Source organism: Denitrificimonas caeni DSM 24390 (assembly GCF_000421765.1).
Lineage (GTDB): Bacteria > Pseudomonadota > Gammaproteobacteria > Pseudomonadales > Pseudomonadaceae > Denitrificimonas > Denitrificimonas caeni.
This window is the reverse complement of sequence record NZ_ATXQ01000001.1, coordinates 16783-31067: the sequence shown is the minus strand read 5'-3', so window position 1 is coordinate 31067 and position 14285 is coordinate 16783. Positions and strand designations below refer to the sequence as shown.

Annotated in this window: 7 protein-coding genes; all 7 read left to right on the top strand. The window is 52.9% G+C overall.

Going from position 1 to position 14285, the window contains the following annotated elements; genetic code table 11:
- The first annotated feature begins 136 nt into the window (after positions 1–136).
- The 7 genes from H591_RS0100115 to H591_RS0100085 all read left to right on the top strand — a co-directional run bounded on the left by H591_RS0100115 (position 137) and on the right by H591_RS0100085 (position 14278).
- Entirely contained in the window at positions 137–406 is a 270-nt protein-coding gene (locus H591_RS0100115; protein ID WP_028244058.1) for a type II toxin-antitoxin system TacA family antitoxin, read from the top strand.
- A complete protein-coding gene (locus H591_RS0100110; RefSeq protein WP_022964905.1) occupies positions 403–933 on the top strand; it encodes a GNAT family N-acetyltransferase in 531 nt (176 codons plus the stop codon). Before H591_RS0100115 ends, H591_RS0100110 begins: the two co-directional genes overlap by 4 nt.
- A gap of 938 nt (positions 934–1871) precedes the next feature.
- Complete coding sequence (locus H591_RS0100105) at positions 1872–2912, top strand: DNA cytosine methyltransferase (RefSeq protein ID WP_022964904.1); 1041 nt, start codon at positions 1872–1874, stop codon at positions 2910–2912.
- A gap of 75 nt (positions 2913–2987) precedes the next feature.
- On the top strand, positions 2988–6128 hold the full coding sequence (gene drmD / locus H591_RS0100100) for a DISARM system SNF2-like helicase DrmD (protein ID WP_022964903.1): 3141 nt from the start codon (positions 2988–2990) through the stop codon (positions 6126–6128).
- Complete coding sequence (locus H591_RS16075; RefSeq protein WP_022964902.1) at positions 6125–10174, top strand: Eco57I restriction-modification methylase domain-containing protein; 4050 nt, start codon at positions 6125–6127, stop codon at positions 10172–10174. The genes drmD and H591_RS16075 overlap by 4 nt, the downstream gene beginning before the upstream one ends.
- On the top strand, positions 10171–12312 hold the full coding sequence (locus tag H591_RS0100090; RefSeq protein ID WP_022964901.1) for a KAP family P-loop NTPase fold protein: 2142 nt from the start codon (positions 10171–10173) through the stop codon (positions 12310–12312). The genes H591_RS16075 and H591_RS0100090 overlap by 4 nt, the downstream gene beginning before the upstream one ends.
- On the top strand, positions 12305–14278 hold the full coding sequence (locus tag H591_RS0100085) for a BbrUII/HgiDII family restriction enzyme (RefSeq protein WP_022964900.1): 1974 nt from the start codon (positions 12305–12307) through the stop codon (positions 14276–14278). The genes H591_RS0100090 and H591_RS0100085 overlap by 8 nt, the downstream gene beginning before the upstream one ends.
- The last annotated feature ends 7 nt before the right edge of the window (positions 14279–14285 follow it).

Here is a 14285-nt window from a genome sequence, read left to right as displayed (position 1 = left end):
CTCTTGTTAGCATTAAGAAATTGTATTGAGAGTTATTGGGAGCTCTCCGTCATTCTTCCGTACAGATTGCTTGTGTTCGAGGTTTGCGCTACTATCTCTGTTAGGTACGGAGCTTATACGTACAAGGGGGAGTGAAATGGCAACTGCACGATTAGACATCAGGCTTGATGAAGAGATTAAGGCTAAAGCTGAAAAAGCCTCTGCGCTGTTGGGCTTAAAAAGCTTAACTGAGTATGTGGTCAGGCTGATGGATGAAGATTCGACTCAGGTGATCGCTCAGTACGAAAGCATGACTGTTGAAGACAATGTATTCGATCAGTTTATGGCAGCTTGTGAGCAGGCTCAGGCACCGAACAAAGCTTTGCTAGAGGCAGCAGCCTTTGCCAAGGCGAGTGACTTTAAATGAGCTGGTCAAAGGCTTTTGAAGAACTCAGTAAATCCAAGCATGATCGAGACTCTTTTGACTGTGGTGAGAGTGAGCTGAATACTTTTATCCAGACTCAAGCGGCGAAACACATGCAAGCGGGCATCAGTCGCACAATGGTGTTACCCGGTACTGCACCTTTGCTCAATCAGAAGTATCCGATCTGTGCGTCTTATAGTGTTGCACCCAGTTCGATTTGCCGTGAGACATTACCTGCGTCACTGGCTAAAAAACTACCTCACTATCCTGTTCCGGTATTTTTATTGGCCCAGCTAGCCGTCCATAAAGAGTTTCATGGCAGTGGCCTAGGCAAAGTCAGCCTGGTTAAGGCGCTTGAGTATTTGTGGGGCGTGAATGCACATATGCGAGCCTACGCAATCGTTGTTGACTGCTTAACGGACTCAGCTCAAAGCTTTTATCAGAAGTTTGGGTTTCAGGTGCTGTGTGAGCAGAACGGGCGAGTGCGTATGTTTTTGCCGATGAAAACGGTAGGGCAGTTGTTCTGTTAGTTGATGCATGAGTTGCATTTCTGTTCTCGCTGTTTGATGTGAAATTTATCGTGGCCAGGTTACTGCAAGGCTATAGCTGATTTACTTAAGCAAGCTTATAGTTTTTGAGTTTGAAGGGGTTGTTCCTAGTCGTTGAGTGCACGAGAGTCTTTCATCCAGTAGTGTCTCCCTCGTGTGGGTATGCCGCCCACTGTGCGTAGCCGCCGGGGTGTCAATTCAGCGGTAGAGTCTTTTGGTGAAAGTGAAAACTCTAGCCTACTGCACCTAGCCAGCATTCGTAGTCACATAGTGAGTTTGGTCGTCTATTAAAAGGGCTGCTGCTTTCTTGATACAAAGCTCCTTGGGCTGCCCTTGCTAATCAAAAGTGCAAGAGAAACTATCTAGTAAGCAAGCTCTACGACGCATTTGGCGTACATCACAGTATCTTTAATCGCTGGGGAAATATTTAAAATATATGCGTATGTTTTTACGGTTAAGGAAACAGCCAGGATTAATGAGCTTTTTGGCGAGAGTGACAGTTCTGCCTGTGCGTGAAGTCTTGCGTAAGCGGCAACGAATCATGATGTCCCCTTAAATCGCTACGGGGTTATTCGTCTGCTGAAAAGCTGGGGCTTATTAGTTGACAGACTCCAGGAGGCACATACGAAAAAATAAGTTATGAGCATGCTCAAATGTTGTATTAGCTTGATCTTCTGTTCAACTCTGATTAAGTCGGTTGCGTTTGGTGGGGGTGATGTCGCTTACATTGAGGTGGGGCATCGCTATGTTCATTTAGCAATAGCTTGTTTTTAGCACCATCTGCAATTGGTTCTTTTGCTATAGTTACACAATTTAAGCTGTCGGCTTGTGCGCTTATACCCATGTACTGTTTGTCAACTTGATATCTACGGGTTTCAAGAGCGGCGTTTTGGGGTTGAAACGAAAATAGGATTGTTGGAATGATGAATATTTCTTGTGTCGATTTGTTCTGTGGCGCTGGTGGGTTGACGCATGGCTTCGTGCTGGAAGGAGTGCCTGTCGTTGCTGGTATTGATATGGACCCCGCTTGCCGCTTTCCTTACGAAGCTAACAACAGCGCAAAGTTCATAGAGCGAGACGTCAGTAAGGTCAGCGCTGCCGAGTTGACTCAATTGTTCGGCAACGCTGATTGGAAAATTCTCGCGGGTTGTGCCCCATGCCAGCCTTTCTCCACCTATGCACAGCGCTACGCTTTGGATGGAAAGGACGGTAAGTGGGGGCTTTTATACGAGTTCGCTCGCCTAGCAAAGGGCACACGTCCAGATATTATCACAATGGAGAATGTTCCTGCTGTTGCCAAACACTCGGTATTTCAGGACTTCGTTGATACCCTTAAGCGGCTTGGTTACAAAGTCTGGTTTGATGTTGTCGACAGCTCTAAATACGGTGTACCACAAACTCGTCGTCGTATGGTGTTGCTGGCCTCCCTGCACGGCGATATTAAAATGATCCAACCAACGGTCGAAAGGCCTAAGACAGTAAAGCAAGCGATTGGTCATCTCCGAGCCTTGAGCGCAGGAGAGGCTGCGCCTGGGGATAAACTACATGTATCTTCATCGCTGTCTGAGAAAAATCTTAAACGTATTAAAGTTTCAAAACCAGGTGGTACGTGGCGTGACTGGCCAGAGGATCTTGTTGCAGAATGCCATCGCGCAGAAAGCGGTAAGAGCTACTCTGGCGTCTACGCACGCATGGAGTGGGATAAGCCTGCGCCAACCATGACTACGCAATGTTACGGGTTTGGGAATGGACGCTTTGGGCATCCGGAACAGGATCGGGCTATTACTTTGAGAGAAGCTGCAATTATTCAGAGCTTTCCGCGTGATTATGCTTTTATTCCCCATGATGGCAAGGTGCGTTTTACAGAATTAGGGCGTCTCATAGGTAATGCTGTTCCTGTTGATCTAGGACGTGCGATTGCACGAAGTATTAATGTTCATCTTGCTGCGATCACACATTAGCTATGAACCAATAATCAATCTTCTAGATATTTTTTCCGGTAAAGAGACTAGATAAAAGGAAACGTAGTAGGTCACATGGAAAGTTCGAATATACAGAATAATCAGGGTTACCGTGCTCGTCCAGAACCAGGGCAGTTGGTAGAAGTCAGGCGACGTCAGTGGGTTGTTGTCGAAGTTGTTTCATCCAAGTTGATATCAACGAAGGCGCAGCAAAATGCCGTGACCCTCACATCTATTGATGAAGATGGGTTGGGGGAAGAGCTTGAAGTTATCTGGGAGATTGAGCCAGGCGCGCAAATCATTGAGCGCGCAGGTCTGCCGTCAATTACTGGCCAGGATGACTCCAACACCCTCGACGCTTTTCTTGATGCAGTTCGCTGGGGTGCTGCCACCAATGCCGACCGAGGATTTCTGCAAGCGCCGTTCCGCAGTGGCGTCAGCATCGAAGACTTCCAACTCGATCCCTTGGTGCGTGCCATCGACATGGCGCGCGTCAATCTGCTCATCGCTGACGACGTCGGCTTGGGCAAGACCATCGAGGCGGGTCTCGTCATCCAGGAGATGTTGCTGCGGCACCGTGCCCGCACCGTCCTGATCATCTGCCCCGCATCTCTGCAAGAGAAGTGGCGCGTCGAGATGCTGGAAAAGTTTGGCCTTGATTTCCGGGTTGTCGACACGGCATACATCAAGCAGCTGCGCCGAGATCGCGGCATCCATGCCAATCCGTGGACATCCCATCCGCGCTTGATTGCCTCCATGGACTGGGTCAAGAGCGGCGAAGGACTGCGCGCCATGCGCGATGTCTTGCCCGCGCATACCAGCTATCCACGCAAATTCGACATGCTGGTCGTCGATGAAGCACACAACATCGCCCCCGCTGCCGGTGCGAACTACGCGCTGGAGAGCCAGCGCACACGCTTCATCCGTTCCATCAGTCCACACTTCCAGCATCGCCTGTTTCTGACGGCAACCCCACACAACGGTTACACCGAATCCTTTACGTCGCTGCTGGAGTTATTGGACGACCAGCGTTTTGCCCGAAACATTCTGCCGGATGAAAAGCAGCTGAGTCAGGTGATGATACGTCGCCTAAAAAGCGATCTGGTCGATGCCGAAGGTAAGCCGCTCTATGCGCAGCGCAAGTTGCAAGCGTTACTGGCCTCGTACTCCCCACAAGAGCGCGCCATTCACCAAAAACTGAACGACTACTGCGCGAGCCGCGAGCAGGATGCCGAAAAGGTCGGTAATGCCTTCGGCACGTCGTTCGTCAACCAGTTGCTCAAGAAACGGCTCTTCTCTTCACCCGCTGCGTTCGCATCCACCCTGGAAAAGCACATTGCCAGCCTGGCCAATGGCAGCCAACGCAAAGACAAGGATGTAATGGCCGACCGCATTTTGCGCAAAGCCATCTTAAGGGTTGAGGAAGACTACGCGGATGACCAAGAGGTCGAAAACGCCCAATCCGAAGCCGTTGAAGAAGCCTCGCGTCGCGCGCAACCGCTGACAGCAGAGCAGCAACAAATGTTGAACGAACTGCGGTCGTGGGCACAGACAGCCAAGAATCAGGTCGATGCCAAGGCCAAGGCCATCCTCGACTGGCTCAAGGCCAACCTCAAGACCGACGGGCAGTGGAATGATCGTCGGGTCATCTTGTTCACCGAATACCGCACTACGCACCAGTGGATGCACGAGATCTTGGCCAGCCACGATTTCTGTGGCGATCGACTGGCCATCCTTCACGGTGGCATGCCACAGGATGAGCGCGAGAAAGTCAAAGCGGCCTTCCAAACCTCGCCCAAGGATTCAGCGGTGCGCATTCTGCTAGCCACCGATGCCGCGTCAGAAGGTATCGACTTGCAGAACCACTGTAACTGTCTCATCCATCTGGAGATCCCGTACAACCCCAACGTGATGGAGCAGCGCAACGGCCGTATCGATCGGCACGGTCAGCGTCAGAAAGAGGTCTTAATTTGGCACCCCGTTGATGGCGGCGATCAGGGCAAAGCTACCATTGGCGGTCACGGCGACGACATCATCCGGGCACTGCGCAAACTCGAATCCATGCGGGCGGACATGGGCAGCGTCAACCCGGTCATCGCGCCGCAAATGTCGGGGCTGATCGAAGGCTCGCTCAAAGACCTCGATACCCGTCTCGCTGAAGCCAAGATCGCCAAAGCCAGACGCTTCGTGCGCGCCGAGCGCGAGCTGAAAGACCGAGTCGCCAAACTGCACGAACGACTCCTGACCACGCAGCAGGATTTCCATCTCACGCCAGAACACATCCTCATGGCGGTCAAGACGGGCCTCAAGTTGGCAGGTCGTCCGCCGCTTGAGCCCTTTGCCTTGGCCGACACCCCAGCGGGCACCGTATTCAAGATGCCCGCGCTATCGGGCTCATGGGCGCGCTGTCTTGAGGGGCTGCGCCACCCCCACACACTGCAAATCCGGCCTGTCACCTTCGATCACGCCCTGGCAAAAGGGCGTGATGATGTGGTGTTGGTTCACCTGAACCACCGACTGGTGCAGATGTGCCTGCGCTTGCTACGTGCCGAGGTCTGGGCGCAAGACGATGTGAAGAAGTTGCATCGCGTCACGGTGCGTTCGGTGCCAGACGCCCTGATCGATGGGCCTGCCGTGGTCGTCATCTCGCGGCTGGTCGTAACTGGCGGCAACCATCACCGCCTCCACGAAGAGCTGACGGTGTCCGGAGGCTATCTGAGCGATAAATCTTTCCGACGCGAAGACGGTGTTACCAAGGTCCAGCAATGGCTGGATCAAGCCACACCAATTAAAGCTGAAGACTCTCTGTTTGATGCCATTCGTGTGCGTTTCGATCGTGCGCAAAGCGCCATCTTGCAAACGGTCGATGCACGGTCCAAAGACCGCCTAAAGTTTCTTACCAATACTCTACAGTCACGCAAGCAGCAGGAAGTGGAAGATATCAATGCGGTACTGGATGAGCTGGAAAAAGCTATCCAGGCAGAGCTGTATAAAGACCAAGAGCCTTCTCAGCTTTCCCTGTTCTCTGAAGATGAGCGAACTCAGCTCAGGCGAGATACTGCCGCACTGGAAACGCGCCTTGCTCGTATTCCGGCCGAGCGCAAGCAGGAGGCTGAAGCCATCGAAACCCGTTATGCCAAACTCAATGATCGTACTTTCCCGGTCGCCGTCATCTTTCTCGTGCCTGAATCGGCAGCTCAGGGAGGTGCCGCATGAGTTACGAAAACCATCATGATTGGCTGTCGCTAATAGAAATCTCCGGCCCCTTCCTCGCCGTTCCTGTTCTGAAGGAGGCCTTTCCTCAAGGGCTGGAAGAGCTCAATGCATCTAAACGCAAACGTCTGCGCCAAGCTTACGAGGAATGGCGCGAAGCGCTGGAGCTGGAAGACGCGCAGTTCGCTGAGTTGCACGTTGCCTGGATTGACGAAGTACTATCGCGAGGCCTCGAACTTGATGAAGACGGCAAAGGCGACGTGCTTAAGCGTGCCGATTGGTGCGCCGCAAACCTCAAAGCCAACTTACCCGAACACGGTGTGACGCTGTCACCCGATCTTGCCGTGATTGATGAACAACGCGCGAACAAACCGTTACTGCTGATCCAGAGCTATGCGCAGGATATCGATCTCGATGCCACCTTGAAGCGAGACGGTTGGGTTGCCACTCCCGCCGATCGCATGGTGCAGTTATGCCGTTCGCTCGATTGTCGCCTCGGACTAGTGACCAACGGCGAGCGCTGGATGCTGGTGGATGCCCCAGTGGGTGCGGTCACAACATTTGCCAGTTGGTATGCACGCATCTGGACTCAGGAGCCCATCACCCTGCAGGCCTTTGTACACTTGCTCGGCATTCGTCGTTTCTTTGTCGATGAGTCCGAACAACTGCCCGCACTGTTCGATCGTTCCCTGAAATTCCAGGACGAAGTCACCGACGCCCTTGGCGAGCAAGTACGCCGCGCCGTCGAGGTGTTGATCCAGACGCTCGACAAAGCCGACCAGGATCGCAATCGAGAACTTCTGCACGACGTCAAGGAACCCGAGCTGTATGAAGCCGCGCTGACGGTGATGATGCGCTTGGTGTTCCTGCTCTCCGCCGAAGAACGCGGCCTGCTGCTGATGGGCGACGAGCGCTACGAGGCTAACTACGCGCTCTCCACCTTGCGCATGCAGTTGCGCAAGGAATCCGAAGAGATCCTCGAGCGCCGCTGGGATGCTTGGTCACGTCTGTTGGCGATCTTTCGCGCTGTGTTCGGCGGCATCGAACACGAGAACCTGCGTCTCCCAGCGCTGGGCGGATCACTGTTCGATCCGGATCGTTTCCCTTTCCTCGAAGGTCGTGCCAAGGGCTCGAGTTGGCGTACTGATGCGGCCACACCGCTGCCCATCGACAACCGCACCGTGCTGTTGTTGCTGGAAGCTATCCAGCAATTCCAGGGCCGTACGCTGTCCTACCGCGCACTGGATGTCGAACAGATCGGCTACGTCTACGAGGGGCTGCTTGAGCGCACGGTTAAACGTATCGATCAAGTCACACTGGAACTGGATGCCACCAAGAGCGCCAAAAAGCCATGGGTTACGTTGGCCGAGCTGGATTCGGCACGGTTGGATGGTGCTGCACAACTAGCTGCATTGCTGAAAGAGCGAACGGGTAGCTCTGCCAGTCGGGTGCGCAATGATCTTGCCAAGCCCGTCGACGACACCCTGGCCGACCGCCTGCTGACGGCTTGCCAAGGCGACACCAGGCTGCGCGATCGTGTCAAACCCTATGCCCAACTGCTGCGAACCGACCCGTGGGGCTATCCGCTGGTGTATCCCGCTGGAGCCTTCATCGTCACCACCGGTTCCGATCGACGCGAAACCGGCACCCACTACACCCCGAAATCACTGACCGAAGCGATCGTTACCGAGACGCTCACGCCAGTGACCTATGTCGGCCCAGCTGAGGGAACGCCACGCGATCGTTGGGTGCTGAAATCCCCCTCTGAGCTACTCGACCTCAAGATCTGCGACCCCGCCATGGGCTCGGGCGCATTCCTGGTGCAAGCCTGCCGTTGGCTGTCAGATCGCCTCGTCGAGGCTTGGTCTCAGGTCGAGGCCTCGGGCCAAGCCGTGAGTGTGGATGGTGAAATCTTGGACGCAGATGCGGCAAAGGAACTTCTACCGCGCGACAGCGAAGCACGCACGGTGATCGCGCGCCGTCTCATCGCCGAACGTTGCCTGTACGGCGTCGATTTGAACCCGCTAGCCGTCGAACTGGCCAAGCTCTCAATCTGGTTGGTGACGCTGGCAAAGGGGCGTCCCTTTGGCTTTCTCGATCACAACCTGCGTTCAGGTGACAGCTTGCTCGGAATCACCCGCTTGGACCAACTGACCGAACTCTCAATGACGCCCGGCGACAAAGGGCAGCAGCGTTTGTTTGGCAAGAACATCGAAAAGGCTGTTCACGAAGCGATCGAACTTCGCCAGCGTTTGCGTGAGATGCCGATTCGCGACATCCAAGATGTTGAGGTCATGGCGAAATTGGATGCAGACGCTCGTCGTCGTCTATCCGTGTCCGAATTGATAGCGGATGCATTTATCGGCGCTGTCTTTACTGCATCAGGTAGATCTGTTCTGGATGCCATCGCTATTGAAGCAGGTCAAGCAATTGACGGTAATGGCGACGCATTTAACGCAATAAAGTGTCGAGCACAGTCCTCCCTATCCGTTGAGTTGCCTGTAGGCAAACCTCCTCGTCGCCCCTTTCATTGGCCGCTGGAGTTTCCAGAGGTTTTTGTTTCGTCTTCAGGTGGTGGATTTAGTGCGTTGATTGGAAATCCACCATTCTTGGGTGGCCGGAGAATTACATTTCGACATTCAGAAGCACTGCTCACCTATTTGAAAACATGGTTGAACGGGCCTGCCGGAACAACCGATTTGTGTGTTTATTTTCTGATCAGAGCGTCCTTGCTTTCAGAGAGCCGCGGCTACATAGGTCTGATTTTGAGTGACATCGTTTCGCAAGGTGAGTCAAGAGTTAACGGACTTGAGCGCTTGCTCGCCGATGGTCTTTCGGTATACAGCTGCGTTCCTTCGATGGAGTGGCCTGGATTGGCTGGCGTCAAAATAGCCCAAGTACACATTTCCAAATTCGAATGGAGTGGCGCGGTAAAAATCAATGGCCAGCTTACCTCTGGCGCTATTACTTCTTATTTGCAAAGCTCCGAAGATCAGGCTGATTCATCACCGAAACAGTTGGCGTCGAATGAGGGGCTCTGCTTTTCTGGCCACTACTTGATGGGGCAAGGGTTTGTTCTCAATGAGGAAGAAAAGAACAGTCTGATTCAGGCCAATAAAAACAACGCCAAGGCGATATTTCAATATATTCGCGGCGACGACATTAACAATGAGCCAAGTCAGTCGTCAGGCTTATATGCGATAAATTTTTCAATGCGCGAGCTCGCTGAGTGCGAAAGCGAATTTCCAGAATGTTTGGCTTTGGTTCGAGACCTAGTAAAGCCAGAAAGAGACCTTGTTAAGAGAAAAGCCAATCGTGAACGTTGGTGGAGGTATGCCGAGGCGCGGCCTGGGCTTGAAGAGAAATTGTCGCAACTAGATCGGGTGATCGTTCAGCCTTTTACCGCAAAATATATCTTCCCGACCTTTGTCTCTGCGAAAAGTGTTTTTGCACATCCAATGGTAGTTATCGTTAGACCCGATTTCGCTACTTACGGATGCCTACAATCGACTCTTCACGAAAAATGGGTATGGCAATACTGCTCAACCAGTCTTGAGCTACTTCGATATACGGCCAGCACTGTTCTTTCCACTTTCCCGTTCCCAGATAACTTGGATCTGGTGGAGGAGTCGGGTAAGGAATACTACGAATATCGCCAAAATCTACTCGAAGGCCAGCAGATTGGATTAACAAAAATTTACAACAGAATGCATGATGCAGAAGATCGCAGCTCTGAGATCGTTGGCTTGCGTGATTTACATCGAGAGCTGGATATATCTGTAGTTTCCGCTTATGGCTGGAATGATGTCGAGCTTGGACATGGATTTCACGAAACGAGACAAGGAGTGCGATTTTCTATAACCGAGAAGGCCAAAAAAGCCATACTCGAACGACTCGCGACATTGAATCGTAAACGCAACGATGAGGAACTCATTAAAGTTAGCTCACTCAGCGCTCAAAAGTGCAACGACAAAAAACGTCGCTCACGCGGTAAAGACAATGCTCTTCAAGAAAATCTTGGCGATCTGTTTGATGGAGAGAATGAATGACCGCACTCTCGGCCGATCGCCCAAGCTCAAACCCGCAGGACGATCTGTTCGGGCATGCTCCGTTCGCCGAGAGTCTTGCCAATAGCATTTGCCGCTACCCGGGCAATGATGGCTTGGTACTGGCGCTCTATGGCCCGTGGGGCTCAGGAAAGTCCACAGTATTGAGCTATGTGCGGCACTTTCTGGAACAGCGCTCGGAAGTTGAACAGCCTGTCATCGTGACTTTCAATCCATGGTGGTTCTCCGGACAGGAAAACCTCGCTCGCGCTTTTCTTGGCCAGTTGCAGGCCGTGCTGCCCACCAAGAGCGAGAAGTTCAAAAAGCTGGGCGACCTGCTGGGTGATTTTGCCGAAGGCGTTGGTGGACTGATCGACCTGGGTGGCATGACCGGCGGTGCAGCTGGGATGATCGGAAAATTCATCGGCATGGTCACCAAGCGCAAGCCGAAGGACGTTCCTGCACTAAAGTCGGAAATCAGCAAGATACTGCGAGAGGCTGAAAAGCGAATCCTTGTCGTCATTGATGATATCGACCGCCTCACGCCAGAAGAGGCCCGCCAACTGTTCACCGTCATCAAGGCATTGGCCGACTTTCCCAACGTCGTCTATCTGCTCGCCTTTGATCGTGAAGTCGCCGCACAGGCCATTGAGCAGCAGAGTGGTATGCCAGGCGAACGCTATTTGGAAAAGATCATCCAAGTGCCGTTTGAGTTGCCGCCAGTCGATCGCGTGGCGTTGCGGGCGGCTCTGTTCAAACGCCTTGATGAGGTGTTGGGCGACACATCTGACGGCCTTTTCGACCAGTCCTATTGGACGAATGCCTTCCACGATGGGATTGACCCGCTGATCCAGGTGCCGCGTGATATCGTCCGTTTCACGAATACATTGTCAGTAACCTATCCGGCGGTACGTGGCGAGGTTAACCCGGTAGATTTCATCGCACTTGAAGCGCTTCGCGTTTTTCTGCCCGGTCTGTATGACGTCATCCGTACAAATCAGGATAAGTTTTCTGGCCACAGTCGTGATAGCAGGTATGACAGCGATCAAAAGGCCCGTGCAGCCTTTCATGAGCAATGGGCGCAAGCGCTGCCAGAGCAGCTTCGTTCCAGCACGGGAGCACTTCTTGAACGCATTTTTCCGAAAATTGGAAAAATGGGCTACGGAGCCGATTGGTTGGCGCAATGGCGGAGGAGTCTTCGCGCTTGCCATCCCGATGTGTTCCTCACTTACTTCCGAATGACCGTTCCTCCTGGCGCAGTCCGACGCAGCGAAATGCTGGCACTTTTGAGCTTGGCAGAAGCGCCTGCCACATTGGGCGACGCGCTGGTTCAAGCCGCAAGCGAGAAACGCCCTGATGGCCTGTCAAAAGCACGAGCGCTACTTGAACGACTCATGGATCATGTTGAAGAGGATATCCCCGATACGCACATCCCGGTGTTCATCAATGTGCTCCTTGATATGGGCGACTCGCTTGTACTAGACAGCGATGAACGCGGCTCCTTCGATTTTGGCAACGAATTACGCGTAACACGCGTGGTGTATCACCTTCTCAAACGCGTCGACCGAGCTCAGCGGCATGAGCTGCTCAAGACTGCGATAGACCAAGGGCGTGCCCTCGGAGTGCAGCGCTATTTGATCGCGGCACTCTCCGACGAGGTTAAAAAGTATGCGGAGAATGGCGAAGAGGCGCTCGTTGACACAACCACTCTTAATGACCTGAAAGCCTGCTGGCTTAACGGCTTGAGATCCAAACTCAGTCAGAGCGAATTGTTGGCGCATTCGCAACTTGCTCGCTTATTGGCCGCATGGTGTCTCTGGGGCGACCCTGCCGAGGCAAGGTCATGGTGTGAAGCGGCAACTTCATCAAATGATGCTCTGCTGACATTCCTGCCGAAGTTCTGCTCGCAAACACGATCGCAGACGATGGGTGATTGGGCCGTGAGCCTTCAACCGCGCTTGAATCCGGCGTGGTTGGAGCGGTACTTGGATACGGAAGTCTGTGCGCAACGTTTGATAGACCTGCGGAAGTCGGGCACGGTTCCAGACATGGCACGCGAAGCAGTGGATCAATTTTTGAAAGAATTCGAGATGCTCAAAGCGGGCATAAATCCTGATGGCGTTGGCGCGTTTGATGATTGATGGGGAGCATATGACAGATACATACAAAATGACGGTCGACCTGAACGTGCTTGATCACCTCGGGATCAACCTCTACAGCAACATCGCTGCGGTACTGACTGAGGCCGTTGCGAACGCCTGGGATGCTGATGCCGAGACCGTCGACATAAAGATTGATCCGGACGGCAATTGGATCGAGATCGTCGATGACGGCATCGGTATGTCGGTCGACGATATGAACGGTAAGTACCTGCGAGTCGGTTACCGGCGGCGTGATGAAGATGTCGTGCATGGCAAGACGACCGCTAAGGGGCGACCGGTGATGGGACGCAAAGGGCTGGGCAAACTCTCGCTATTCTCAATCGCCAACGTCATTGAGGTCGAGTCTGCCAGAGATGGCGAAGCACATGGTCTTCGTATGACCGTGGATGGCATCCACGAATCCGTCCAGAAAAAGGAGCCGTTCTACAGTCCCGAATCCTTACCTACTGAAAAGATCTGTGTGTCGCAGGGCACACGGATTGTTTTGCACGACATCAAACGTCAGCGGCTAGGACGTGGAGCGGTGGCCTTACGCAAGCGTCTGGCTCGCCGCTTCTCCGTGATCGGGGAGGCGCATGGATTCAAAATTGATCTGGATGGGAAGGCCATCACGTCGTCCGATCGTGGCGACCTGCCGATGGTCCAGTTTCTATGGCAATTTGGTGATGACCCGCTCGACCTGACTCCCGCTACCCAACTGCTGGAGCAGGAATCGCTCCCGAATCGTTTTGATACATGGGACACCGGATGGAAGGTTAGCGGCTGGATCGGCACCGCTAGATTTCCGAAGCAACTCGACAGTGAGGATGCCGGTAACCTCAACGGCATCGTCGTGTTCGCTCGCGGCCGGCTATTCCATGAAAATATCCTGGACAAACTGAATGATGGCCGACTCTATACCAAATACCTCACCGGGCAGATCGAAGCGGATTTTCTTGACGCCGATGACGCGCCAGATATCGCCACCAGCGATCGCCAACGTGTTCAGGAGGATGACCCCAGATATGGGCAGCTAATCGCGTTCCTGAAATCACGTCTGACGCAGGTCGAGAAGCGCTGGACGGAGTGGCGCAAGAAACATGAGGTCGAGAAAGCCAAAGAGACTTCGCCCGCACTCGCAGAATGGCTTGATACGCTACCCGATGGTTACAAGAAAAGCGCTGAGACGTTGATTGCCAAACTTAGTGCGCTACCGGTGGATGAGGAAGAAGACAGGAAACTCATGTATCGGCACGGAATCTTGGCCTTTGAGCGAATGAAGCTTCGTGGATCTACCGAGGAATTTGTTACTAGTATTGAAAGTGCAGAACGATTATTGGCGGTGCTTGCCGATAGGGATTCACTGGAAGCTTCTCTCTACAGGGATATAGTTAAATCGCGCCTTGATGCGATTCGCGACTTCCAGAATATTGTTGATGCGGACGCAAAAGAGCGAGTACTACAACAATATTTGTTTGACCACCTTTGGTTGTTAGATCCAGCGTGGGAAAGGGCAACAGATAGCCCAATCATGGAATCGCGTCTGCTAAAAGCCGGAGTGATAATTGATGACATGACCGAAAAAGAACGCTTAGGTCGCGTTGATATCGCTTATAGAACCAATGCGGGCAAGCACGTCATCGTCGAACTCAAGAAAGTTGGCCGCAAGATGGGCCTGCTCGAACTGGTCGAGCAAGGTCAAACCTACGTTGATAAATTGACAAAGATTTTACGAGAGCAAAATCAGTCAACCCCTGACATAGAGGTGATTTTTGTGTTGGGCAAGGCGGTGGATGAGGAGTCGTCTAATCCTGAGCGCCTGAAGTCGTCAATGACCTCCATCTCTCCAGGCAGTCGCATCGTTCACTACGACACTCTAATTCATGGTGCCCAAGAAGCGTATTCTGGGTACATCGAAAAGAGTAAATCACTCGACAAACTTGAAAAAATCGTAGATAGAATTTAGGGAAATC

Coding starts and splice junctions, on each gene's coding strand:
- H591_RS0100110 (WP_022964905.1), top strand. CDS start 403: ATGAGCTGGTCAAAGGCTTTTGAAGAACTCAGTAAATCCAAGCATGAT.
- H591_RS16075 (WP_022964902.1), top strand. CDS start 6,125: ATGAGTTACGAAAACCATCATGATTGGCTGTCGCTAATAGAAATCTCC.
- drmD (WP_022964903.1), top strand. CDS start 2,988: ATGGAAAGTTCGAATATACAGAATAATCAGGGTTACCGTGCTCGTCCA.
- H591_RS0100105 (WP_022964904.1), top strand. CDS start 1,872: ATGATGAATATTTCTTGTGTCGATTTGTTCTGTGGCGCTGGTGGGTTG.
- H591_RS0100115 (WP_028244058.1), top strand. CDS start 137: ATGGCAACTGCACGATTAGACATCAGGCTTGATGAAGAGATTAAGGCT.
- H591_RS0100085 (WP_022964900.1), top strand. CDS start 12,305: ATGATTGATGGGGAGCATATGACAGATACATACAAAATGACGGTCGAC.
- H591_RS0100090 (WP_022964901.1), top strand. CDS start 10,171: ATGACCGCACTCTCGGCCGATCGCCCAAGCTCAAACCCGCAGGACGAT.